Raw genomic sequence first — 21,716 nt, 5'->3', positions numbered from 1 at the left:
ATAATATGAAACATTATTTGCGTTTTAGCGGACGTTCCGGACGGATAGAGTTTTTAACCACTTGGATTGGATCGTTTGCGGTATCTTCTTTGCTTACACAAATTGTCTTTTTTATTGAGGCCTTTTCTCGGCAGGAGCCGAAGGGATTATGGCGGGCAACGGTTGTGTTGATAACAGGTGTTCCTGCAGTAGCTTTAGATTTTTTAGTGATGTGGGTTTTTTATACGGCTATTGTTCGTCGTATGCACGATATTGGGTTATCGGGTTGGTTGTTGTTGATGGTAATCGGTTTAGTCGTATGGTTGGGAGTTGCTGGAATGTTGCTCCCTGATATGATAGTAACATTTTTTGGTTTTTTGGCTTTGGTGCTGTTGCCTGGCAATATCGGTAAAAACGCTTTTGGAGAACGGCCTCCGCTGTTTAATGGATTTATGGAGGTTAAGCAGCAGGAAGAGGGGCGGAACCCGAATGACAAACGTATTGATTTTAAGTTATAGCGGTTAAAATAAAAAACGCCCCCGCTAAAACGGGGGCGTTTTTTGCGTCATCGAACTTATTTGTTTAAATCCTGCGCCGGCTTTTTGCTGGACAAAATCGCCCAACTGAGAACCGCCAAGAGTGCAATGACAATTACCCAGCCGATTTTGCCCAACGGGGTAAAATCGTTGTGGTAGTTGACGATAATCGGCGCGACGAGCACGGCCACCATATTAACCACTTTAATTAGCGGGTTGACGGCGGGACCGGCGGTATCTTTAAGGGGATCTCCCACGGTATCGCCCACTACGCTGGCTTTATGGCGTTCGGATCCTTTTCCGGTGTTGGCTGCAAGGTCGGAAGGTTCGTCCTCCACCACTTTTTTGGCATTATCCCAGCTGCCGCCCGCGTTGGACATAAATACAGCCAAAAGCTGGCCGGAAATGATAATCCCCGCCAAGAATCCACCTAAGGCTTCCACGCCGAAAGCAAGACCTACTACAATCGGGGAGACGATGCCCAGCAGCGCCAAGATGATAAGTTCTTTCTGCGCGGCGATGGTGGAAATCCCTACGGCGCGGGTGTAATCGGGCTGCGTTTTGCCTTCCAAAACGCCTCCTTTAAACTGGCGGCGGACTTCCTGCACGATAAGCGCCGCCGCGCGGCTGACGGCATTAATCGCAAACGACGAAAACAGCCACGGCAGCGCGCCGCCAATTAACATTCCTACAAAAACGACAGGGTTGGAAACCACAATGCCCACTTGGGACAGAAGCGGCAGGATTTTATCTTCTCCCGCGGCGGCCCAAGCGTCGTTAAGCAGACGCTGGACGTTGCTTACGTCCACCATATAAGACGCAAACAGCGACACGGCCGCAATCACTGCCGATCCGATAGCCACGCCTTTGGTAATAGCTTTGGTGGTATTGCCCACGCCGTCCAAGTCCGCCATAATCTGGCGCGCTTTTTTGGTTTCTTCGTCCTCTTGCCCGTGCCAAGACATTTCGCCGATGCCATTGGCGTTGTCGGCAATCGGGCCGAAGGAGTCCATCGCCACGTTGTTGCCCGTCAGCGTCAGCATACCGATACCCGTCATCGCTACGCCGTAGAGGATAAAGTTAAACTTTTCGGCGGGAGTTAAACCGTCCACGGAGCCGAAAATCATCACGGAGCCGAAAATCGCCGCCGCGATAGCGAGCGTCGTCCATACGGCTGATTCCATTCCCACAGCGAGGCCGGACAGAATAGTTGTGGCCGAACCCGTAGCGGTAGATTTTTTAATTTCCTGTACGGGTTTATTTTCAGTGCCCGTAAAGTATTCGGTCAGACGGTCAATGCCTATCGCCAGCAAAATGCCAATGGTGGTTACGGCGAACGGACGCCACCAACCGCCCGGGACATCGTTCATATAGAAATACGCCAGTACACCAAAGATGACGACGGAAATAGCAGCCGAAATGCTGTAGCCTTTAAAAATGGCTTTCATTGCGTTTCCGGCGGAGCGTTTGGAATCTTTTACGGCATATGTGCCGATAATGGAACAAAGCACACCAATCCCGCGTACGAGCAGCGGATATACAATCCATTCGTGGTGGCCGGTAAGTCTCCACAAAGCGATACCCAAAATAAGGCCGGATACAATGGTCACTTCATACGATTCAAAAATATCCGCGGCCATACCGGCACAGTCGCCCACATTGTCACCGACAAGATCAGCCACTACGGCGGGGTTGCGCGGGTCGTCCTCGGGAATGCCCGCTTCTACTTTGCCCACAAGGTCGGCTCCCACATCAGCGGCTTTGGTATAAATTCCGCCGCCTACGCGCATAAAGAGTGCGAGGAGCGTGCCGCCAAACCCAAAGCCGAGTAAAGCGTCCGGCGCGGCGATGCCGAAAATAATAAAAATAATCGTTCCGCCGAACAGTCCGAGCCCGTCTGTCAGCATACCGGTAACGGTACCTGCGCGATAGGCAATCCGAAGTGCGTCGCCGAACCCGCGTTTGGACGCGGCCGCCACGCGGACGTTGGCGTCCACGGCGATACGCATCCCCAACTGACCCACTAAAAGGGAGAACACCGCCCCTAAAATAAACGCGCCCGCGCGCCCAAAAGCCGCGATGAGTTTTACCGTTTCAGGGCTGAGGCCCGCAAACCGTTCCATAGAATCTTGGGAAACGGGTACAATATAGACGGACAGGAAAAGACAGACCGTTAAAAGCCCGATAAGCGGCAAAATGGTTTTGAGCTGTCTTTTAAGGTAAGCGTTGGCGCCTTCCCGTATGGCTCCCCACACTTTTAGCATAGCGGGAGTGCCGGTATCTTCGCGAATTACCTGTCTGCGCAGGAAAAACGCATATAAAAGCCCCAAGACCGCAATAAACAATACGCCGAATAGCGCATATTGTTCAAACGGCCGCAGGGCGGTAATTCCGTACCACATAATTATCTCCTTGTAAATAGAATAGACCCTTCATCTCTTATATTATAATTCAAAAACGGAGTGTTGTCCGTCCGTTCCTTTACAATAGATCTGTAGATCCTTGTCGTACTAAAGATTGTTTTCTATACTATAATGTATGAGAAAATGTGTATATTTGTTACTATCCTTTTTAATATTTTTTACCGTATCTGCTTCGGCCGAATCTTTCCGCACGCCGTTTTCCAATTCATTGGAAACAATATGCAGGCGGAAGGTTGGGATGCAAAATGCCGGTATAGAACGATTGGCATTTCTGCGGTATTATCCGTCTAATGACCGTATGCCGGAAGAAATCGGTTTTTGGGACAAGCTATTCGGGTGGGGGGAGGAGGAGGCACAAATTCGTGCTACTGCTATTTATTTGTTTAATATGTACATCAGTACGGCCTGTTACGGGGAGGATATGCCTGCCCGCCTAACAACGGATTATTTGGGGGTGCTAGATTCATTCGGTTGGATACGGACGATGTATAAAACGGCCGGTGCGGAGAAATTTTACAAAGACCATAAAATGGAAATAAAAGAACGACTCTTTACTTTTTTTAATAGTTTTTCCCCTAAAAATTATCAGGTAAAAGACGGCGTCAATGACCGGCGTGAACTAGCGTTTATGCGTTTGTTGTCTAATGCTCCGATTTATTTTAACCGCCCTGCGTATTATTATGCCTTGGGCAGCAGAATGTCGGTAAGTTTGTCGGAAGCAGACAAAATTTTTTTATCGCGTGAGTTACGCCGGAACTTGGAACAAAATAAAAATAAGGTGGTTACTTTTGAATCGGCGTCCGTCAGAATGGAGGATTTAGACCGGAAGGTGGGCGTTAAATCTGCCAATATTAATCGTACATATCGTTACGTAAACGATGAATGTGCCTATTGTAGTTACCAACTATGCAGACGCCTGTGTCGGGCAGTAACGCATTTTTCATCCAAAAACGGCAAGCCGCTGCGCGTGTATAAAATAACGGCGGCGCCGTTGCTTGCCGGAGGAGCGCTTATTCCGGCGAAAGGATCACGTTTTCAGTTATCGTCGGGCCAAATGGCGCCCAAGTGGAATTATCATACTGCTTCTTTAGTGGTTTTGATGAGAGACGGACGATATGTGTTGGCGGTGTCCGATAATTTTTTGGCGGGAGATAAGCCGATGGTTTTGGACGAGTGGATGAAATTTTTTGCGCCGTCTAAAACGATGTTTTACATCGCTCCGTTCTCGCGTTCGCGCCCAATGGAGGACGCAATGCACACGCCGCAAGCCAAGCAGGGAAAGTCCGTTAAAGTGAACGGACATTATTACGAACCTGAACCGGTTGTCCCGTAAGTATCGGATATCATTCGAACGAAAAACAGGCCCCCTTATTTAAGAGGGCCTGTTGTATGTCGGTTGAAACTTATTTTTCTTCGTCTAATTTTTTAAGCGTGGGGAACAGGATAATTTCGCGGATTGAGTCCTGTCCGGTCAGCATCATAATAATACGGTCAATACCAATGCCCATTCCGCCCGTTGGCGGCATACCGCTTTCCATCGCTTCAATGTAATCGGCGTCCAAAATATCGGCGTTTTCAGCGTCCTCTCCTTTGGCAATCGCTTTGGCGGCGGCTTGGTCTTTTAGGCGGGCCAACTGGTCGGCCGGATCATTTAACTCGGTATATGCATTGCCAAGTTCCTGTCCGTTCACAAACACTTCAAAGCGTTCCACCAATTCCGGATCATTGGGTTTGGTTTTGGAGAACGGGCTGACAGCCGTCGGATAATCAAGCGCAATGACCGGATTGTGGTAATCCGCAAGCAGCTTGCCTTCAAACAATTCGTCAAAAATGGTGGCATCGGAATCGTCGGAGCTGAATTTAACGCCTTGTTCGCGGGCGACTTCTTCCAATTTTGCGCGGTTGAACTGGCGGCCGTTTAACACTTCGTGGATATCGCGGCCGAATTTTTCCTGCCACGCCTGCGGGATGTAAAGACGTTTGTACGGCGGGCGCAAGTCCACTTCGTACCCGCGAAAATTTACTTTTTCCACTCCGATCGCTTTGGCGGCGTTGCCTAAAATTTCGTCGAACAAATCCGCCATTGTATTGACGTCTCCGTACGCTTGGTACAATTCCATCATCGTAAATTCGGGATTATGGGTAGTGTCGATACCTTCGTTACGGAACATATGTCCGATTTCATAAATCCTGTCCATTCCGCCAATAATTAAGCGTTTGTGGTGCAGTTCAAGCGCAATACGCATAAAAAGCGGCATTTTGAGGGCGTTGTGAAAAGTCTCAAACGGACGCGCAATCGCACCGCCGGAAGAGGGGTTTAAAATCGGCGTTTCCACTTCTAAAAACCCTTTTTCATCCAGCGTACGGCGGATAGAAGAAATAATTTTGGCGCGTTTGACGAAGATGTCTTTCACTTCTTCGTTGGCGATTAAATCTAAGTGGCGTTTTCTGAAGCGGACTTCGGTATCTTGCAGTCCGTGGTATTTTTCCGGCATCGGGCGGATCGCTTTGGAAAGCAGCGTCAGTTTGGTTACTTTAATGGTTTTTTCACCTGTTTTTGTGATGAACACGTGTCCGGCGGCGGAGACGAAATCGCCCACCGCTACGTGTTTTTTAAAGAAAGCGTAAGGTTCTTCACCCAGCTGGTCTTTGGCGATGTAGAGCTGTACGCGGCCGGAAAAATCGCGCAAGTGAGCAAATGCCGCTTTGCCCATTAAGCGCAGCTGGACCAAGCGTCCAGCGGTAACAGCTTCGGCGCCTTCTTCGGCGTTTTTGGCTTCCAAGCAGGAAATTTGTTTTTCGCAGCGGTTGGGATAGGGGGGCACCCCCAATTGGCGGATTTCTTCCACTTCGGCGTAACGCTGGGCGATGATTTCGTTCAGCGCGTTATTGTGCTGCGGTTGTTGTGTTTTTTCGGTAGACATCGTAAAACCTCAATATTAGTATTAAAAGTATTTTACCAAATTACGGCGTTTGCGGGCGCGGATAAGAATGATACAATAAAGTAATATGAAAAAATATACTGTTCTAGTTTTGATTGCTTTGGTTGTGGTCGGCGCAGGGGTGTTTTACCGTTACCACGGACGGGATATAGATGAGCGCGGGGCCACTCTTTTGATGCGCTCTTTAGAGGAACGCGCAGATTTGAAAGTGACGCATAAACTTATCAAACGTGCCGCTGATCTCAACACACGCGATAAAACCGGACGTACTGCCCTATTTTATGCCGCGCGTTATGCGCAAAATGCCAAAGCCGTACAGCAGTTGCTGGCGGCTGGAGCAGACGTGAATTTGGCAGACAAACAAGGCTGCACGGCTTTAATGCGGGCAGCCAAATATAATCCGTCTGCGGCGGTAACGGAAGAATTAATCTCCGGCGGGGCATACGTCAATGTGGCAAACGCACAGGGAGAAACGGCTCTCACGCTAGCCGCACAGAATAATACTGCTGCAGTCCTTAAAATGCTGCTGCGTGCAGGTGCGGATCCGGATATTAAAACGGCGGGCGGAGTAACGGCGGCCGATCTCTTGGACGGGAACGAAAAACTTTCCGAGCGGGAAAAAACCGATTACCGGCAGGCGATGTTGGTTGTGTCGATTTTAAGGCCGGCAGGGAAATAAACAATCTTCCGGCTCACTGGGGTTTTATGCTGTCCTCCCGCAAAACCGTAATACAGGCTCCGGCTTTCTCATCTTAGCCGCAGACTACGCAGTTATTTTGCTTCCTAGAATAAAAAACCGCCCTAAAAAAGGCGGTTTAAAATCTGGTTCCGGGACTAGGACTCGAACCTAGAATTAATGCTCCAGAGGCATCCGTGTTACCATTACACCATCCCGGATTAACATAAATATTTTAGCACATTTTTTTTAAAAGGAAAACTTTTTCTTTTTCATTCCACACAGTGCATTAATTTTGTTATAATAAAAAAAGATTTAGCGCCTATAGCTCAATCGGTTAGAGCAACCGACTCATAATCGGTGGGTTCCAGGTTCAAGTCCTGGTGGGCGCAGTAAAATTTACCCTGCCTTTACGGCAGGGTTAAATTTTTATGCCCAAGCAAGCAAACTGCTTTGCTTGCGTCCAGGACTTGAAAGCCGGAGCCTTATCCGAGTTTGAGTTTACGCATGGCGTGAACGAAAGGCGAGGATGGCGAGGCGGGGTCGCGAGCGGCGAGGGTCAACGAGCCGACTTGTGACCAAGTTTGCAACTGGTGGGCGCAGTAAAATTTACCCTGCCTTTACGGCAGGGTTAAATTTTTATGCCCAAGCAAGCAAACTGCTTTGCTTGCGTCCAGGACTTGCGCTACCTGCTCACAGAGCCCAGCTGTTTATTTTTTGGACACACCTGAGGATTCTTTTGTTATAATAGCGATATGGATAACATTTGGAGAATCTACTTATGAAAAAAATAATCTTAATTTGTTTATGTTTATTAGTTGGGATATCGGGATATAGTGCGGAGGGAAACAAAGCGAAAATTCGCAACTGCGCGGAAAAGAAGATGCCCCTCGCGCTAGTTGAAGTGTGGGAACAAGCATTGTTTAGTGTAGAAATGACGGATAACGAGCGCAGTTCGATACAAGCCATGATTAATGACTTAAAGCTGGCAATAATAGACGGAAACGAGAAAGAAGTTGAGGAAAAAATAGACCGATGGGACGAAACGATACAACAGGAAATTCCTTCCCTCCATAAAAGATTGCAAGAAACAGGTCTCCAAACATTGAGTAATGATCCAGAACAATTAGTAAATCTTTTTTTTGCCCCCTTTGATTCTTGTATTGATCAAACGAACTTATCTCCTGTAGAAAAAGAAACTACCAGATTGAGCTTGTGTACAGACGGATTAGTATTAGAGGACCTTAACGAACAAGTAATAGAAAAAGTGCGCAAAAAATTTGTTCCCACTATTGCTTTGGATGAAGACATATTATATGTATCCAATGAGCCGGGCTGGTGGCTCACAGATACAGCCGCAGTCATTACGAATAAGAAGTTATATAGATATGAAAAAGCGCCTATTGCCCTTGAGCAATTTTGGGATAGTACGTATAGTGACGGACATATTTATTTAGGGAACAATAATCACATTTCTTTAAACGATTTAAAAGAGAACTGGGAGCCTTTTACAGATGAGGACATTTCTTACATGGGGGAAAGAATATACCAATCCTTCCGTAGAATGGCGTATGCGTCCAATCCGTCCTTGCAAGACACATTTTGGAAGGACTTCCAAAACACACCTAAAAACAAACGAGAAGCATTCTTAGAAAAAAATTGTGATAAACGCAATTGGCAATGTTATCATGCTTTAAGTTTAACTGATTATGACAAATACCAAAACGCGAAGGATGAACACAAGAAAGAAGAATATAGAAAAGACGCGGCGGAAGAATTAAAAAAAGCTATTTCTTTGCTTAAAATTACGCCTGTAAAAAGTGAAACGGTTTACCCGCTTATTGATTTAGCACTTGAATTAAAAGAATACGCTATGGCACGTGAATTGGCGGTGAAATATGATGAAACAATCCGCCAAGAATACAAGAAAAAAGCCGAAAAGGAATTTGTGGAACATTTCTTTGAACTGCCCTATAATGAACGCAAGCTCATTGTGTTGGCAGATGCTATTCCCTTTTTGAACGCTAATGCCACAATTATTCCCGTAAACATTCACGAATTACCGAAAAATATTTCGTTTTCCTCTGGGCAGCCCAGCGTGGGCGAAGTATATATTGCCCATCCGTATACAAAAGAATATATTTTATTAGAAAGTGGTTACGAATGGAGATTGTTGACGGAGCAAATAAGGGAATTTTGCGAAGTGATGGACAAGATAGGGGCTAAACAATGTTTGGCCGGAAATGTAGTGTTCCTTTCCAAGGGGCAACAAAATGACAGCACGCTTGCTTTACAGGGGGCTGTGCATGGAGAGCAAAAAACGGCCGGTGTGGCTGTCGGAGGGAAAATAGAAGGCAGTTATAACAAAGAAGAATCAGTGAAACGGGAACAGTTACAAGAAAGACTTAATAGTATTTCGCAAAACTTTACCCCTCCTTATACTTTCCAGTTTACAGGAGAAGAAGATTGGTTGGTATGGTATCCGCACAAAAAGGATTGGCGACATTTAGTTCGGCAAGTTAAAGAGGGTTCTAACCTGGAAGAACATATTGCCACTTTTTCCTCCAGAGATTTGCATAAATTACAGCAGATGGATTGTAAAGAAATGCAAGCGGAACTGGAAGGATATGCAGATGCCAAACTGCTAGGCAGAAAGGTGGGTATTGAAGCATTTTATAAGAGATGCAACGATTCTAAATTAGAAGAAGAAAAGGATGTTTCCGTGCAATTTAAGGTAACTTTTCCCCCATCCGCAGCTGGTAAATAGCACTTTAACAACCTTCCCAATAAATTAAGGAACAATATATAGAAAGGGGTTGCTGCTTCAATGAGCAGTAACCTCTTTCTTTTTGATTAATTCGCCCTGTTTGTTATACACTTTGGTCGTGGTGGTGGAATTTTTTACCACCGTTTTTGTTTCTTTGCCTTTTTTATCGTGTTTAGGCGTGTAAGTCGTAACTTGTTTCTTTTCTGTTAATTTCCCGTCTTTGTTATATACTTTTGCCGTTCCGTTGGGATTTTTTACTACTGTTTTTGTTTTTTTACCTGTTTTGTCATACTTAGTAGTAACGGTTGTGCCGGAGGAAGTTTCCCGCGTAACACTTTTTTTATGCCCGTCTTTGCCATAGAGTATGGTGTTAGATTGTGTTTTAATTTTATAACTGCCGGATTGGGGGTTTTTGGTCATGTTGCTTTTGGTTTTTCCCTTTGCCACACACAAACCGGTAAACAATCCGATTATAAGAAATGATAAGATAAATTTTTTCATTTTTCTTCTCCTTAAATTTTTCTTCCTTTCCGGTATTATAGCACATTGTATTCGCGGGTAACTGCGCTAATAAAAGTTGAACTAGGGCAACTGTCAAAAACTTACGCAAAATTTCGCAAAGTTAGCGACAGAGAACCATAAAGAAATAGGGCACTATTTTGGACACTCCATCGTCGGTAGAACACCGCTTGGTGGGCGCAGATTTTGAGCCCGCACATAAAGTGCGGGCTTTTGCTTTTTCATTATGCTGCATCTCTAATGAGTATAAAAACAACGGTGGAAAATTTCTTTTTTGGTAAAATCCGTAAAATTGGTACAATATAAATGTTCGGGGCATGGCTCAAGTGGTAGAGCGCCCGCTTTGGGAGCGGGAGGTTTCCGGTTCAAGTCCGGATGCCCCGATTTTTTTATGATGAAACCGCTTTCTTCTTTTCGCCAAAACGCATTTAACCTTTCCCATACGCCGTCCGATGTGGAGCGGACCGCTGTCACGGATGGGATTAAAACTAACGTCTCTTTCCCCGTCCGTCCCGCTTTTCCGTTTTCGTCACTGGTGCTGTCCGGCAATATGTCAGCGGACAACGAGGCCTGCCTGTTGTTGGAGGCACAGGTTTATCGCGGCGGTGAATGGAGCGGATTTTATAAATTGGGGCTTTTGTCCGCACAGTTTAAAAGGAGCTTTCCTCCACAGGAGGACACATTTGGCCGTGTAGAAACAGATGAGCTTTGTCTGTCTGCGCCTGCCGAAGCGTACCGGTTCCGATTGAAGTCGTCGGGAGAAGTCTCGCTTAACGGGTTGTGGGCGTGTGGAGTACGGGCGCCTTTTGCGTATGACGTGAAATCCGCGTCGCGTCTGCCGTCCGGAACCTTCTGCGCGGCGGTAGAACCTGTTTCGCAAATGGAACAAAAACATCCCGACAAAAGACGTATTTGCAGCCCCGTTTCCGTGTCTATGGCGTTAAACGCGCTGGGGTGTCAAACGCGTTTGGGTTCCTTTCTGCAGGATGTATTTGACCAGTCCGCCGCCGTCTACGGGAATTGGACGTTTAATACGGCCGCGGCGGGTATGCGCGGAGTACAATCTTTTGTGCGGCGGTTTTCCTCGTTGGAAGAGCTGAAAGATTTTGTAACGCCGGAGTCGTTTGCGGTGGCCAGCATTTCGTATGGCAGAGGTCAGTTGGACGGTGCGCCAATGGAATCCACCGCGGGTCATTTAGTGCTGGTGCGCGGCTGGGAAAAACGAAAGGTGCTGGTGGCCGATCCTGCCGCCGCCACTAAAGAAACCGTTCTGCGGGCCTATGATGCCCGCCAATTTGCTGATGCTTGGCTTTTAAACAAAAAAGGGGTCGCGTATATTGTGAGGAAAAAATGAAAAAAATATTGTTATATTTACTTTTAGTTTGTATCTTGGGCGCGTGTTCTCAAGGTACACAAAAAGACACACTTGTTGTGGTGCATAAAAGCGAGATGGAGTCGATGGATCCTGTGTATTCTTATGACGGTGTTACGCACGGACTGTTGATCAACATTTACGATACATTGTTAAAATTTAAGAGCAGTTCGCTTACCGAGTTGGAGCCGTCGCTGTCGCTTGAGGTTCCTTCTAAAGAAAACGGTTTGATTTCCGCAGACGGCCGTACATATACATTCCCGATTCGCCAAGGAGTTAAATTTCACGACGGCACGGAACTGACGCCTGAGGACGTGCGCTATTCACTCTTGCGTTTTTTGTTGTCCGATGTTGCGGGAGGCCCCTCAAGCCTTTTATTGGAACCAGTTTTGGGGGTTTCTTCCACGCGTGATGATAAAGGGAATATCGTTGTAAATTTTAAAGACGCGGCCGATGCGGTGCGCGTAGAGGGAAATAATGTCGTTATTAGGCTCAAGCGTCCTTTTGCACCGTTTTTGTCTATTGTGGCGCGGTGGGGGTATGTAATGAGCAAAAACTGGGCTGTCGGGCAAGGCGCGTGGGACGGAACGGAAGAAACGTGGAAACAATTCAACAATTTCTCCAAAGAAAATTCCCCGTTGTTTGCGCAAACAAATGGCACAGGACCGTTTAAACTGGCCCGTTGGGATATTGCGGGCAAGTCCGTTACGCTGGCTGCCAATGAAAACTATTTTGCGGGTGCCCCGAAAATTAAAACCATTCATCTAAAGACGGTGGACGAAGCCAGTACGTTGCGGTTAAGGTTGGAATCGGGCGATGCGGATATTGCAGAATTGTCACCCAAGTTTGTTTCCCAGCTCAAAGGGAATCCGGATATTACGTTGTATGACAATCTGCCGCGCCTGCGTACCGATCCGGTGATTTTCTTTACACTGGATATTAATATGGATGCCAATCCGGACGTAGGATCCGGCAAATTAGATGGAAATGGTATTCCTTCTGACTTTTTTGCTGACCGCGATTTACGCCAAGCATTTGTTTATGCTTTTGATTATGACGCATTTTTGCGCGAATCGATGGAAGGCCGCGGTGAAGCTTCATTTGGCCCCGCTCCCGCCGGACTGGTTAAATACGACAAAGATTTTAAACGCTACGAATTTGACTTAAAAAAATCCGAAGAATACTTTAAAAAAGCGTGGGGCGGGCAAGTATGGGAAAAGGGATTTAAATTTACGATTACGTATAATACGAGCGGAGAAATGCGCCAAATTGCGAGTGAAATTTTAAAACGTAACGTGGAGCGTTTGAATCCCAAGTTTCAGATTGATTTGCGCGGGGTAACGTGGCCTGCATTCTTGGAAAAAACGGCCCGCCGCCAAATGCCTGTATGGGCGCGCGGCTGGGTGGCGGATTATGCTGATGCGCATAATTTCTATTTCCCGTTTGCACACAGTCAGGGGCGGTATGCGCTTTCACAGGGGTATTCCAATCCGCAAGCCGATAAACTCATTGAGCGCGCTGTGGCGGAAACGGACGCTAAAAAGCGCAATGCGCTTTACAAACAAGTACATAACCTAATTCACGATGATGCGATGCAAATCTACACTGTTCACCCCACGGGTCTGTGGGCTGTACGGTCAAATGTGAAGGGGTTTGTAGACAATCCTGTGTATATGGGCATTTACTACTATCCCATTTATAAAGAATAATAACAGCTGTACTTAACTTGCGGTTTGTGTAAGAGGAGCAGCAAGTTTTCTGCTCCTCTTTATTTTTTAGCTCCGTCGATCTATTACGTAAAAACTGCCGTTCGGATGCTGCTTGGCCAGACATTTCAGTTCGCTGCCAATATTGCTGACCATCGCAAACGATGTCAACGGGCGTTTCGTGTTGTGCACAATACCGATACCGATGGACAGAAACTTGAAATTTTCTGCTTCGCCTTTGCGGTTAATAGCCGTCATAAAACCTTTGACTCGGTCCTCTTCGTTATAAAAAGAGGGGGATACCTTGTCAGTTTGCTCCGTAATTTCCCGCGCAATATCTTCTGCCGCTTCAAACGGGCAGACCACGATAAAATCATCCCCGCCGATATGTCCCACAAACGTACCTGCGTGTTTGGCCGCGGCGCGGGTAATGATGTCCGCTTCCGTTTTCAGTACGCGGTCGCCGGCTTCAAAACCGTAATGGTCGTTAAAGGATTTAAAATTGTTTAAATCGCAATATAATACGGCAAAAGGACTGCCGGAGGCAATTTCCGCCTCTACACGCGCTTGAATAGACGGGTTTCCGGAGAGGCGCGTAAGCGGGTTGCAATCCATTTTTTGTTTGCTGCGCTTTAAAAGCAGTTTTACGCGTGCGACGATTTCGTCCTCGTCGGCCGGTTTGGTAAGATAATCGTCAATATCCAATCCCAGCCCTTCTAACTTGGTGGATTTGTCCGTTACTGCGGTGAAAATAATAATGGGCGTATGTAAATATCCGGTGCGGCTGCGGACCTCTTTAACTACTTCAAACCCTGTTTTTTGGGGCATTTCGTAATCTAAGATAAGTAAATCGGGGTTTTCTTTATATGTTTTGTCAATGGCTTCTTGTCCATTTTCGGCCTGTATGACGGTAAATCCGGCGTCGGTTAGAATTTCGGACACTAAAAAACGGATAGCGTGGGAGTCGTCGGCCAGTAAGATTTTTGCGTTGTGTTCCATATGGATATTTAATTAAATATTGCGGTTTCGTGCAAGAGATGTTTTTCGTATAATACACTAATGACATATACTATTTTATTTATCGGCGTTTTGCTTTTTTTGGGGCAGGTGTTTTCTTCTTTGTTTGAGAAAACACGTCTGCCGGATGTACTGCCGCTGATGGTGTTGGGAATTTTGCTTGGCCCTGTGTTCGGCTGGGCCTCCGCAGATGATTTTGGCGGCGCGGGGCAGATTTTTACGACAGTGGCTCTTATCGTAGTTCTATTTAAAAGCGGTGTGGATTTTCGTATTTTATCTTTACGCGGGGCAGTAGGGCAGGGAATGTTGCTGACTACTGTGTGCTTTGCGGTCATTACGTTGACGACGGCTTTTATTACCCAGCGGATGCTGCATATCCCGCAGCTCTACGCGTTTATCATCGGCGCGATCGTGGCGGATAATTCTACCGCTGTTATTACACCGATGCTTTCCAAACTGCAGGTATCCAAAACCGCCAAAACCATTTTGTTTCTGGAAGCCAATTTGACGGGGGTATACTCCATTGTACTGGCGCTTGCGTTGTTAAGCGTATCGTCGCACGGCGGACAGGTTTCCGCGTCCGAAATTTCGTGGAAGGTAATAAAATCTTTCGGGCTTGGTATCTTGTTTGCGGCGGCGGCGGGCGTGTTTTGGATGGGAATTCTAAATCGGGTGCGCCGTTTGGAAAACGCCGTTTCGCTGACGTTTGCATTTGTGCTGCTTGTTTATAGCGTTAGCGGGCTGATTGGTGCAGACGGGGCGATTGCTACGTTGGCGTTTGGGGTGATGGCGGGAAATACGCGGCTGATCCGCCGTCTGTGGCTGACAAAATTTGATTTCAGCCACCTGCTGTCTTTAAACCACGGCGAAAAAGCGTTTTTTGATGAGATAGAATTTATTTTAAAAACGTTGTTTTTTGTATATATGGGCATTTGTATGCGTATCGGGCGGGTGGATTTGCTGGCCATCGGGTTTGCGGTATCGTTTTTTAAATTGTTGTTCCGCGCGCCTGTGGTAAACTACTGCGTATCTAAAAATATCAGTCGGGAGGATACCTCCGTCATCTTGGCGATGTGTCCCAACGGACTCGTGAGTGCAGTGTTGGCGTCCATAATAGCTTCTCAACTGCCGGAGGAAGGATCCGTCATTCAGGATGTGATTTATGCAGTGATTTTCTTTAGCGTGTTGTTGTCGAATTTGATGTCTTTTAGAATAGAAAAAGGCGGCCTTAAATGGCTTGGAAAAGCAATGTTTAAACGGCATAAAGTGCAAACGCCTGCCGCATCGCTACCACCGCCCGCGCAAACGGAAGCTCCCGCAGAGAATCCGCCGCAAGTTTAAAAAACCCCTCAGTTTTGCCGGGGAGATTTTCTAATCTAAAATTTACGTTGCCCGTAAGTTCTAAAAAAGCTTAAATAAAAATACGCATAAATATGGCGGACGGGGGGTGTTCTCCGTTGACCGAGGGGGTCAAAGTCTGCTATGATTTATGTATAGAAGTATAAAATATAAAACGGAGAAACAAATGAAAAACTTACTGAAAGTTGTTTTGGTTTTCGCTTTGGCTGCCGGCTTGACCGCCTGTAAAAAGAATGTAAAAGATGACGCCAATGCGGACCTTACCGCCGGCACCGGAACCGAAATGGTGCTTGAAGAAACAGAAGTCGTGGCCGAAGTGCCCGCTCAGGAAGTGGCTTTGGGCGTAGTGCATTTTGCGCTCGACAAATATACTTTGTCTTCTGATGCCCGCAAAATTGTAGAAGCCAACGCGCAGGCTATTAAATCCGCCGCTTCTATGGCCAACTACACCGTTACCGTTGAAGGGAACTGCGACGACAGAGGAACCATTGCCTACAACATCGCTTTAGGCCAGAAACGCGCCGATGAAGTGAAAGCATATTACGTGCGTTTGGGCATTCCGGCCAAAAACATTACCACCGTTTCTTACGGGGAAGAAAAACCGGTTTGCTACGAAGCTTCTCAGTCCTGCTGGGCGCAAAACCGCAGAGCAGATACGCTTCTTAAAGTAAACTAATTTGTTTTGGCAAGGAGCCCGAACCGAAATGAAAAACATTATTAAACTTATTTTAATGGCCGGTTCGGGCTTTTTGCTGTCCGGCTGCATTGCCAGCGAACGCGATATAAGTACGCTTAAACTGCAGCTTCAGGAACTTAACGCTACCATTGCCCAGATGCAGGCCAACCAAGCGGAGCTGGCCGGTACGATGGATGAGTTAAACCGTAATCTGTCCGTTTCCGGTGAGAATTTATCTCAAGTAGACGCGCAGATTGTAAAACTTTCCGCTAAACTTGATGATTTGACCGCTTCTCTTCAATCCGGCGCTGCGGTTGGAACTTCCGCTCCGGAAAAGTCCACTGCCGTGCTTCCTTCGGATTTATTTGCCGAAGCCAAAACGCATTTAGATAAAGGCGCTTTTGATTCCGCCGCTATGGGGTTTAAACTCTATATTTCCAAATATCCAGACAGCGAGAACGCGGAAACCGCCTATATGTATATGGGCGACGCTTACGCAGGGGCTGGTCAATCCAAGCAGGCTGCCGTAGCTTATGCGACGGTGCTTCAAAAATTTCCGCAGAGCAAACAAACAGCTGCCGCCCGTCTGAAATACGCCCGCAGCATTGTGCCGTTGGGCAAGACTGACGAAGCTAAACGCTATCTTAACTCCGTGGTGCAGGAATTTGCCTCCTCGCCCGAAGCCAAATTGGCCAAGGCCGAGCTTGCCAAACTGAAATAATTTTATGGCCGTGCGCGTGGGTGGTTTTATTCTTATGAAAAAAATTCTCTCTTGTTTTAGCCTTTTAAGCGTGTTGTGTTTGACGGCCTTTTCAGCGTTTTGCGCGCCGCAGACCGATGTTTATATCGGTATTACTTCTGTGGGGGACAAACGTCTCCCCACCATTGGAATGCCGCCTTTTAATTTTTCGGGGGATAAAGCGCAAGACGCCGCTGTAGAGGTGCGCGACGTAATGCGCGGAGATTTGCTTTTTGCGCGTTATTTTGACGTGTCCGAGGACGGTCCCGATTTTAATGTTAAAAAACTCAGCGAAACGCTGACGGGCTGGGCCCGCGCGCGCGCCAGTTATCTGTTGGCTGGGGATATCAGCTATGCTGATCCATATTACACCATTAAGCTGTATGTGTACGATATTTCCACCCGCCAACCTGTATTTGCCAAGGCGTTTAAAGGTACGCAAAGCAGTCTGCGCCGGCTTTCGCATATTGCATCGGACCAAATTGTTTCCGCACTGACGGGCAAACGCGGCATTGCGGATACGAAAATCGCATTCTCTAACAATTCCACCCGCCACAAAGAAATTTACGTGGTGGATTATGACGGCGCCAATTTACAGAAACTGACTAACGATAAAAGCATTGCGATTTTGCCACGCTGGTCCAAGGACGGGCGGATTTTCTACACTACGTACAAATATAAAAATCCGGATATTTTCGCCATTGATTTACGCGGCGGAAAAATCGCGCCGATTATTATCCGAGGCGGGTTATCGCTTATCGGCGGCGTATCGCCGGACGGTAAAGCTCTGGCGTTTACGAGCTCCGGCGGTTCCAATCCCAGTATTTACATCTACAATTTGGAAACGCACGCCAAAACGCGTATTACCAATAAAGCATCGGTGGACGGTTCCCCGTCTTATTCGCCTGACGGAAAATATATTACGTTCGTTTCTAACCGTGCGGGCAACCCGCAAATTTATGTGATGGAGCTTGCTACTGGCAACACCCGCCCGCTGACAAAAAACTTCAACTGGTCGGACAGCCCGCAGTGGTCTCCTACCGGAGAGTGGATTGTATTTTCTGGCCGCGAATCGCCGTACCACCCAATGGATATTTTCTTGGTAGATTTGACGGGAACACAAATCCGCCGTCTGACGACGGACGCCGGTTCCAACGAGGACCCGACTTGGTCCCCCGACGGCCGCTTTATTGCATTCACCACTACGCGCAACGGCAAACGCCAGCTGTATTTAATGGATATGGACGGCAGTGCGCCGCACTTGTTGGCGGACTTGAAAGGCGACTCTTTTACGCCGCATTGGAGTTTTTAACCACGGTATTTTAGCTTGTCCTTTTGAAACGCCCCGTTTTCTAACGGGGCGTTTTGGTGTGTTTGCGGATTAGCGGGAGATCCGGCCGCAAGGGATTGTATTGTTTTTTGAACTGGTTTCAGGAACCAACTGTTGCCGTTATTCCGGCACGCTGCGCGGCCGCATGCTGCGGGCCGCCAGAGACAGGATGCCCTAATTCATAACGGCGAGATCCCGTATAAATACGCTGCGCAATGACTGTTTTTTATGGACGCGATCGGGAAAGGGGGGCGGCCTCAGGGCCTTGACCCGTTTTTTTTTTTTGATAACATGAGGTTATTCCGAGGATTTCTGTGCGGGATCTCCCGATTGGGGTTTATTTCGTCAAAATTGGTAGATCCCGGGCAGAAACGACTCATGATGACTTTTAATGGTTCGGGGTTTGCTTTTGTGGCGTTATTGCGGAAACACCCTTTAGGTCATTCCGGAGGGTGGTAATCCGGAATCTGTCGTTTCATAACGGCGAGATCCCGTATAAGGACATTACGGGATGACGCAATAATAATAAGTAATCCGCCAAACCATAATATAGGAGATATTCCATGTATAAAAAAGCCGTCATGCTGAACTCGTTTCAGCATCCATATCAGGGGGAAACAAGGTTTAATAAACAGACTGGAGCACGGAGCCGCGTCCGGGATGACGATAAAGCGAAAGGTTTTACGTTGATTGAATTATTGGTAGTTGTTTTAATCATCGGTATTTTAGCGTCGGTTGCACTTCCGCAATACCAAAAAGCCGTTTTGAAATCCCGCGCGGCGGAGGTGCAGTTGGTGGCGCGCCAGCTTAAAAATGCGCAGGACGTGTATTATTTGGAAAACGGGGAGTACGCCGATTCGTTTGAAAAATTAGATATTTCTTTAAATGGGACGGAACATCAGGTTGTGGATGATAATTTGCTCGTAGGGTTAAAAACGCCGCGTGGATTGGATTATAAGTTATACGGCAGTTTTTCCTACGGGGGAATTCAACAGGTCATTGGGTTTACCTATTATTATGATACGAGCGCAGGGTCCTCTGACGAAACGGCGCGCTGTTATGCGGTGACAAAAGATGCCGACAGCGTCTGCCAAAGTATGGGAACGCTTCTCTACAAAGGAGAGAGGTGCAATATGGGCGGGGGGAAGCCGTGTAATGTTTATGCGTTGTGGTAATACAAACGCCCGAAACTTTATTGTTTCGGGCGTTTATGTCGGCAAGTAAATTTTATTTGCACGGGTCTATTTGAATCAGTTCGCAATTCCCTTCGGCACAGCAGGCGTCGTACTCGCCTTTTTTCTCACGCAGTACAAAGCGGTTGCCAGCGTCGTCCGAAAATACCGCTTGGTAACCGTTGACCGTTTTAGAATAAGAAATCCCGTTTTCGTCGGAAGACGGCACCTCTTTATCTTCATCGATAGCCAGTAAAAATAAATTGGCTTGTGCGCTGACGGCTTTGCTTCGTACTAAGATTGAATTCATATTATCTACGTTGATATTCTCCGTTTCCTTAAATGCCGCTACTATGCCGACAAGCATCATTAGGGCAATGAATACGACGGGCAGGATTGCCGCCAAAATGGAAGCGATGAGGCCGCCCGTGCTAAAATTGAGAGCGGGCTTTTCATCGCCGGTTTGAAACGCATGCTGCACTACAAACGTATCGGCCATAAGATCGTGCAGCGCCTGGCGTTTTTTTGTAAATCCGGCCATATAGTAGCCGAAATAGAGCGTCATATTAGATACCAACTTTCCCAAGGTACGGCCTGTCGCGCGTCCGAAGCTGATGCGTCCGCCGTCAGCCCCGACGACTTTAAGCCCCATTACCCGTTTACCTAGCGTGGCTTGCGATTTACTGCTTTCCTGCAGGGCAAAATAGAGCCAAAAAAAGATAAAAGCTAATATCTGAAACAAAATCATCGATCCCATTATGGAAAGAATGTTCTTCGGATCCGACGTCTGAGGGTTTTGGACGATGAGTTTAAAGACCTGCGTTCCCAAAACGGTGATATACAAGATGGACGAAATGATTCCGATAATCAAGGAATCAACTAACAAGGCCACTGCTCTGCGCCAAAAACCGGCGTACGGATAAATGCGGGACATAGTATTCTCCTGTAAAAGTTTATTTTCCAGTATACTTTTTTAGTACGGTATTGGCAAGAAAAATGCGCCCCCCTCGCGGGTGCGGAGAGCACATTTAAAACGCGTCTGCCGGTTAATAGCACTCTTCAAAGGGAGTGTTTTCGCAGGCAAATCCGTCGCAGCAGACGGCCTCGCCCGCTCGCGTAAGCACTAAGCGGTACTCGTCTCCGTTCGCTTCAAAACGCGCTTCAAACCCTTCGCGCGTGCGCAAATAGGAAACGCCGTTAAGTTCCGCCGGTTCCCGCAGTAACTGGGGTTCTGCGGCAAAGGCTTGGAGCCGCTGCGCCGCCGTATTGGCCGTAATGGCGGGGGCGGCATTTGCGATAGAGAATAAAATTATCGCGGCCATTCCCAATACGAGCAAGGTGGAGGCGATACCCAAACAAACGGGGTGGGCAGGCGTATCGGGCAGATCGTCGCCTGTTTGAAAGTCTTTACGCACGACATAAGTCTGCGCAATGTAATCGTGCAGGGCGCGCTTGCGGTTGGTCATACCCGCCATAATAAATCCGATATACATCAGGGTGTACGACAGCAGTTTCGCAAACGTGCGGCCCGTCGCGCGTCCGAAGCCGAGGCGTTCTCCTTTGTAATCCACTACTTTAATGCCCATTATTCGTTTGCCGAAAGTGGCTTGTTCGGGGCCGCTTTCCAACCACGCAAAATAAAGCCAAAAACAAACAAGCCCCAAAATTTGCCATAGAATGTAAATTCCTCCCACGGCAGCAATATGCCCGAGGGCCGGTTCGGTCCCTTCCGTTTGTGTAATTTTGGAAACTTGCCACAGAATCAGCGGCAGGCAGATGACGGCGGGGGGAAGAGAAGCGAGAATACTGTCGATAATAAACGCGATAGCGCGTTTGCAAAATCCAATGTATGGAGTTTTATTCATAAATTTCCTTTTATATTGTTTGCTCGTTGAACGTATATAGCATTCGTACAGCTTAAAACGGACTATTTGCGCGGTTTTTTATAGCAGCGGCGGCAACGGGCCTGATAGGCGTCTGTTGTTCCTACTACAATGCGTTCTTTCTCTTTGCTGATGCGCTGGGTAAAACTGGCCGGATTGCCGCACTTGGTGCAGACAGCCAAGTTCTTGGTCACGTATTCCGCTTTGGCCAGCAGCGCGGCGGTTACTTCAAACGGTTCTGCGCGGTAGTCGGTATCCAGTCCGGCGACGATAACGCGTTTGCCCATTTGGGCCAGTTTGTCGCATACATCTACGATGCCTTTGTCGAAAAAGTTGATTTCGTCAATAGCGATGACTTGCGTATTTTTTTCGATAAGCGGTAAAATTTCCGCCGAATTTTTAACGCACGTAGCAGCCACCTTGTTTTGGTTGTGGCTGATGATGCTGTCGATTCCGTAGCGCGTATCTATTTTGGAATTAAACAGCTGCACTTTTTGTTTGGCGATGAGCGCGGTGCGCACGCGGCGGATGAGTTCCTCGGTTTTGCCTGAGAACATACATCCGCAAATCACTTCAATCCAGCCTTGTTTATGGTACATTAATGGATTTGCCATAGTTTT

At 47.3% G+C, this 21,716-nt stretch carries 18 protein-coding genes and 3 tRNA genes; 13 read left to right on the top strand and 8 right to left on the bottom strand.

What is annotated here, in order from left to right; genetic code table 11:
• Positions 1-5: 5 nt before the first annotated feature.
• Positions 6-497 (top strand): DUF805 domain-containing protein, encoded by a 492-nt coding sequence (locus ACI351_RS01540; RefSeq protein ID WP_439733496.1) that lies wholly within the window; start codon positions 6-8, stop codon positions 495-497.
• A 56-nt stretch (positions 498-553) separates the two neighbouring features.
• Here the strand turns inward: ACI351_RS01540 and ACI351_RS01535 are convergent, their stop codons facing one another.
• Complete coding sequence (locus tag ACI351_RS01535; RefSeq protein ID WP_439733495.1) at positions 554-2,917, bottom strand: sodium-translocating pyrophosphatase; 2,364 nt, start codon at positions 2,915-2,917, stop codon at positions 554-556.
• A 136-nt stretch (positions 2,918-3,053) separates the two neighbouring features.
• Between ACI351_RS01535 and ACI351_RS01530 the strand changes: the two genes are divergently transcribed.
• The gene (locus ACI351_RS01530) at positions 3,054-4,271 is read left to right on the top strand and encodes a hypothetical protein (RefSeq protein WP_439733494.1); all 1,218 of its coding nucleotides are present in this window, start codon (positions 3,054-3,056) and stop codon (positions 4,269-4,271) included.
• Positions 4,272-4,341: 70 nt separating this feature from the next.
• On the opposite strand, the gene lysS is transcribed toward ACI351_RS01530, so the two are convergent.
• Positions 4,342-5,862 (bottom strand): lysine--tRNA ligase, encoded by a 1,521-nt coding sequence (gene lysS / locus ACI351_RS01525; protein ID WP_439733493.1) that lies wholly within the window; start codon positions 5,860-5,862, stop codon positions 4,342-4,344.
• Positions 5,863-5,947: 85 nt separating this feature from the next.
• Here lysS and ACI351_RS01520 point away from each other — a divergent pair, with 85 nt between their 5' ends.
• Positions 5,948-6,559 (top strand): ankyrin repeat domain-containing protein, encoded by a 612-nt coding sequence (locus ACI351_RS01520; protein WP_439733492.1) that lies wholly within the window; start codon positions 5,948-5,950, stop codon positions 6,557-6,559.
• A gap of 144 nt (positions 6,560-6,703) precedes the next feature.
• On the opposite strand, the gene ACI351_RS01515 is transcribed toward ACI351_RS01520, so the two are convergent.
• Positions 6,704-6,777: transfer RNA gene (locus tag ACI351_RS01515), tRNA-Gln, on the bottom strand.
• A 97-nt stretch (positions 6,778-6,874) separates the two neighbouring features.
• On the opposite strand from ACI351_RS01515, the gene ACI351_RS01510 reads away from it, so the two are divergent.
• Together ACI351_RS01510 and ACI351_RS01505 are read left to right on the top strand one after the other, a co-directional pair.
• Positions 6,875-6,948, top strand: a tRNA-Ile gene (locus tag ACI351_RS01510).
• 389 nt (positions 6,949-7,337) lie between these two features.
• A complete protein-coding gene (locus ACI351_RS01505; RefSeq protein WP_439733491.1) occupies positions 7,338-9,323 on the top strand; it encodes a hypothetical protein in 1,986 nt (661 codons plus the stop codon).
• Positions 9,324-9,380: 57 nt separating this feature from the next.
• Here ACI351_RS01505 and ACI351_RS01500 read toward each other — a convergent pair whose 3' ends face one another.
• Positions 9,381-9,824: a hypothetical protein gene (locus tag ACI351_RS01500; protein ID WP_439733490.1), complete on the bottom strand. Its 444-nt coding sequence runs from the start codon at positions 9,822-9,824 to the stop codon at positions 9,381-9,383.
• Positions 9,825-10,153: 329 nt separating this feature from the next.
• Between ACI351_RS01500 and ACI351_RS01495 the strand changes: the two genes are divergently transcribed.
• From ACI351_RS01495 to ACI351_RS01485, 3 genes are all read left to right on the top strand, one after another.
• Positions 10,154-10,226, top strand: a tRNA-Pro gene (locus ACI351_RS01495).
• Between the two features lie 7 nt (positions 10,227-10,233).
• Positions 10,234-11,196 carry a C39 family peptidase gene (locus ACI351_RS01490; protein ID WP_439733489.1) on the top strand — a complete coding sequence of 321 codons (963 nt, stop codon included), beginning with the start codon at positions 10,234-10,236 and terminating at the stop codon, positions 11,194-11,196.
• Positions 11,193-12,923, top strand: coding sequence for an ABC transporter substrate-binding protein (locus ACI351_RS01485; RefSeq protein ID WP_439733488.1), 1,731 nt, complete (start codon positions 11,193-11,195; stop codon positions 12,921-12,923). Before ACI351_RS01490 ends, ACI351_RS01485 begins: the two co-directional genes overlap by 4 nt.
• A 66-nt stretch (positions 12,924-12,989) precedes the next feature.
• Here the strand turns inward: ACI351_RS01485 and ACI351_RS01480 are convergent, their stop codons facing one another.
• Positions 12,990-13,919: a GGDEF domain-containing response regulator gene (locus ACI351_RS01480; protein ID WP_439733487.1), complete on the bottom strand. Its 930-nt coding sequence runs from the start codon at positions 13,917-13,919 to the stop codon at positions 12,990-12,992.
• A 60-nt stretch (positions 13,920-13,979) separates the two neighbouring features.
• Between ACI351_RS01480 and ACI351_RS01475 the strand changes: the two genes are divergently transcribed.
• The 5 genes from ACI351_RS01475 (at position 13,980) to ACI351_RS01455 (ending at position 19,216) form a co-directional block, all read left to right on the top strand.
• Positions 13,980-15,278: a cation:proton antiporter domain-containing protein gene (locus ACI351_RS01475; protein ID WP_439733486.1), complete on the top strand. Its 1,299-nt coding sequence runs from the start codon at positions 13,980-13,982 to the stop codon at positions 15,276-15,278.
• Between the two features lie 184 nt (positions 15,279-15,462).
• Entirely contained in the window at positions 15,463-15,972 is a 510-nt protein-coding gene (locus tag ACI351_RS01470) for an OmpA family protein (RefSeq protein ID WP_439733485.1), read from the top strand.
• 28 nt (positions 15,973-16,000) lie between these two features.
• Positions 16,001-16,693, top strand: coding sequence for a tetratricopeptide repeat protein (locus ACI351_RS01465; RefSeq protein WP_439733484.1), 693 nt, complete (start codon positions 16,001-16,003; stop codon positions 16,691-16,693).
• 34 nt (positions 16,694-16,727) lie between these two features.
• The gene (locus tag ACI351_RS01460; protein WP_439733483.1) at positions 16,728-18,023 is read left to right on the top strand and encodes a hypothetical protein; all 1,296 of its coding nucleotides are present in this window, start codon (positions 16,728-16,730) and stop codon (positions 18,021-18,023) included.
• A 581-nt stretch (positions 18,024-18,604) separates the two neighbouring features.
• A complete protein-coding gene (locus tag ACI351_RS01455) occupies positions 18,605-19,216 on the top strand; it encodes a type IV pilin protein (RefSeq protein ID WP_439733482.1) in 612 nt (203 codons plus the stop codon).
• A gap of 52 nt (positions 19,217-19,268) precedes the next feature.
• Here the strand turns inward: ACI351_RS01455 and ACI351_RS01450 are convergent, their stop codons facing one another.
• The 3 genes from ACI351_RS01450 to ACI351_RS01440 all read right to left on the bottom strand — a co-directional run bounded on the left by ACI351_RS01450 (position 19,269) and on the right by ACI351_RS01440 (position 21,710).
• Positions 19,269-20,147 carry an RDD family protein gene (locus ACI351_RS01450; protein ID WP_439733481.1) on the bottom strand — a complete coding sequence of 293 codons (879 nt, stop codon included), beginning with the start codon at positions 20,145-20,147 and terminating at the stop codon, positions 19,269-19,271.
• Between the two features lie 112 nt (positions 20,148-20,259).
• Complete coding sequence (locus ACI351_RS01445) at positions 20,260-21,078, bottom strand: RDD family protein (protein ID WP_439733480.1); 819 nt, start codon at positions 21,076-21,078, stop codon at positions 20,260-20,262.
• 62 nt (positions 21,079-21,140) lie between these two features.
• Positions 21,141-21,710: a thymidine kinase gene (locus ACI351_RS01440; protein WP_439733479.1), complete on the bottom strand. Its 570-nt coding sequence runs from the start codon at positions 21,708-21,710 to the stop codon at positions 21,141-21,143.
• Positions 21,711-21,716: the final 6 nt, after the last annotated feature.

The sequence above is a fragment of the Candidatus Avelusimicrobium sp. genome, from assembly GCF_051874775.1.
In the GTDB taxonomy this organism is placed as follows: Bacteria; Elusimicrobiota; Elusimicrobia; order Elusimicrobiales; family Elusimicrobiaceae; genus Avelusimicrobium.
The sequence above is the reverse complement of the archived record's forward strand: the minus strand, read 5'-3'. Positions and strand labels throughout refer to the sequence as shown.

Bases quoted from the DNA above. Each gene is read 5' to 3' on its own strand.
- ACI351_RS01540 (WP_439733496.1), top strand. From the start codon at position 6: ATGAAACATTATTTGCGTTTTAGCGGACGTTCCGGACGGATAGAGTTT.
- ACI351_RS01535 (WP_439733495.1), bottom strand. From the start codon at position 2,917: ATGTGGTACGGAATTACCGCCCTGCGGCCGTTTGAACAATATGCGCTA.
- ACI351_RS01530 (WP_439733494.1), top strand. From the start codon at position 3,054: ATGAGAAAATGTGTATATTTGTTACTATCCTTTTTAATATTTTTTACC.
- lysS (WP_439733493.1), bottom strand. From the start codon at position 5,862: ATGTCTACCGAAAAAACACAACAACCGCAGCACAATAACGCGCTGAAC.
- ACI351_RS01520 (WP_439733492.1), top strand. From the start codon at position 5,948: ATGAAAAAATATACTGTTCTAGTTTTGATTGCTTTGGTTGTGGTCGGC.
- ACI351_RS01505 (WP_439733491.1), top strand. From the start codon at position 7,338: ATGAAAAAAATAATCTTAATTTGTTTATGTTTATTAGTTGGGATATCG.
- ACI351_RS01500 (WP_439733490.1), bottom strand. From the start codon at position 9,824: ATGAAAAAATTTATCTTATCATTTCTTATAATCGGATTGTTTACCGGT.
- ACI351_RS01490 (WP_439733489.1), top strand. From the start codon at position 10,234: ATGATGAAACCGCTTTCTTCTTTTCGCCAAAACGCATTTAACCTTTCC.
- ACI351_RS01485 (WP_439733488.1), top strand. From the start codon at position 11,193: ATGAAAAAAATATTGTTATATTTACTTTTAGTTTGTATCTTGGGCGCG.
- ACI351_RS01480 (WP_439733487.1), bottom strand. From the start codon at position 13,919: ATGGAACACAACGCAAAAATCTTACTGGCCGACGACTCCCACGCTATC.
- ACI351_RS01475 (WP_439733486.1), top strand. From the start codon at position 13,980: ATGACATATACTATTTTATTTATCGGCGTTTTGCTTTTTTTGGGGCAG.
- ACI351_RS01470 (WP_439733485.1), top strand. From the start codon at position 15,463: ATGAAAAACTTACTGAAAGTTGTTTTGGTTTTCGCTTTGGCTGCCGGC.
- ACI351_RS01465 (WP_439733484.1), top strand. From the start codon at position 16,001: ATGAAAAACATTATTAAACTTATTTTAATGGCCGGTTCGGGCTTTTTG.
- ACI351_RS01460 (WP_439733483.1), top strand. From the start codon at position 16,728: ATGAAAAAAATTCTCTCTTGTTTTAGCCTTTTAAGCGTGTTGTGTTTG.
- ACI351_RS01455 (WP_439733482.1), top strand. From the start codon at position 18,605: ATGTATAAAAAAGCCGTCATGCTGAACTCGTTTCAGCATCCATATCAG.
- ACI351_RS01450 (WP_439733481.1), bottom strand. From the start codon at position 20,147: ATGTCCCGCATTTATCCGTACGCCGGTTTTTGGCGCAGAGCAGTGGCC.
- ACI351_RS01445 (WP_439733480.1), bottom strand. From the start codon at position 21,078: ATGAATAAAACTCCATACATTGGATTTTGCAAACGCGCTATCGCGTTT.
- ACI351_RS01440 (WP_439733479.1), bottom strand. From the start codon at position 21,710: ATGGCAAATCCATTAATGTACCATAAACAAGGCTGGATTGAAGTGATT.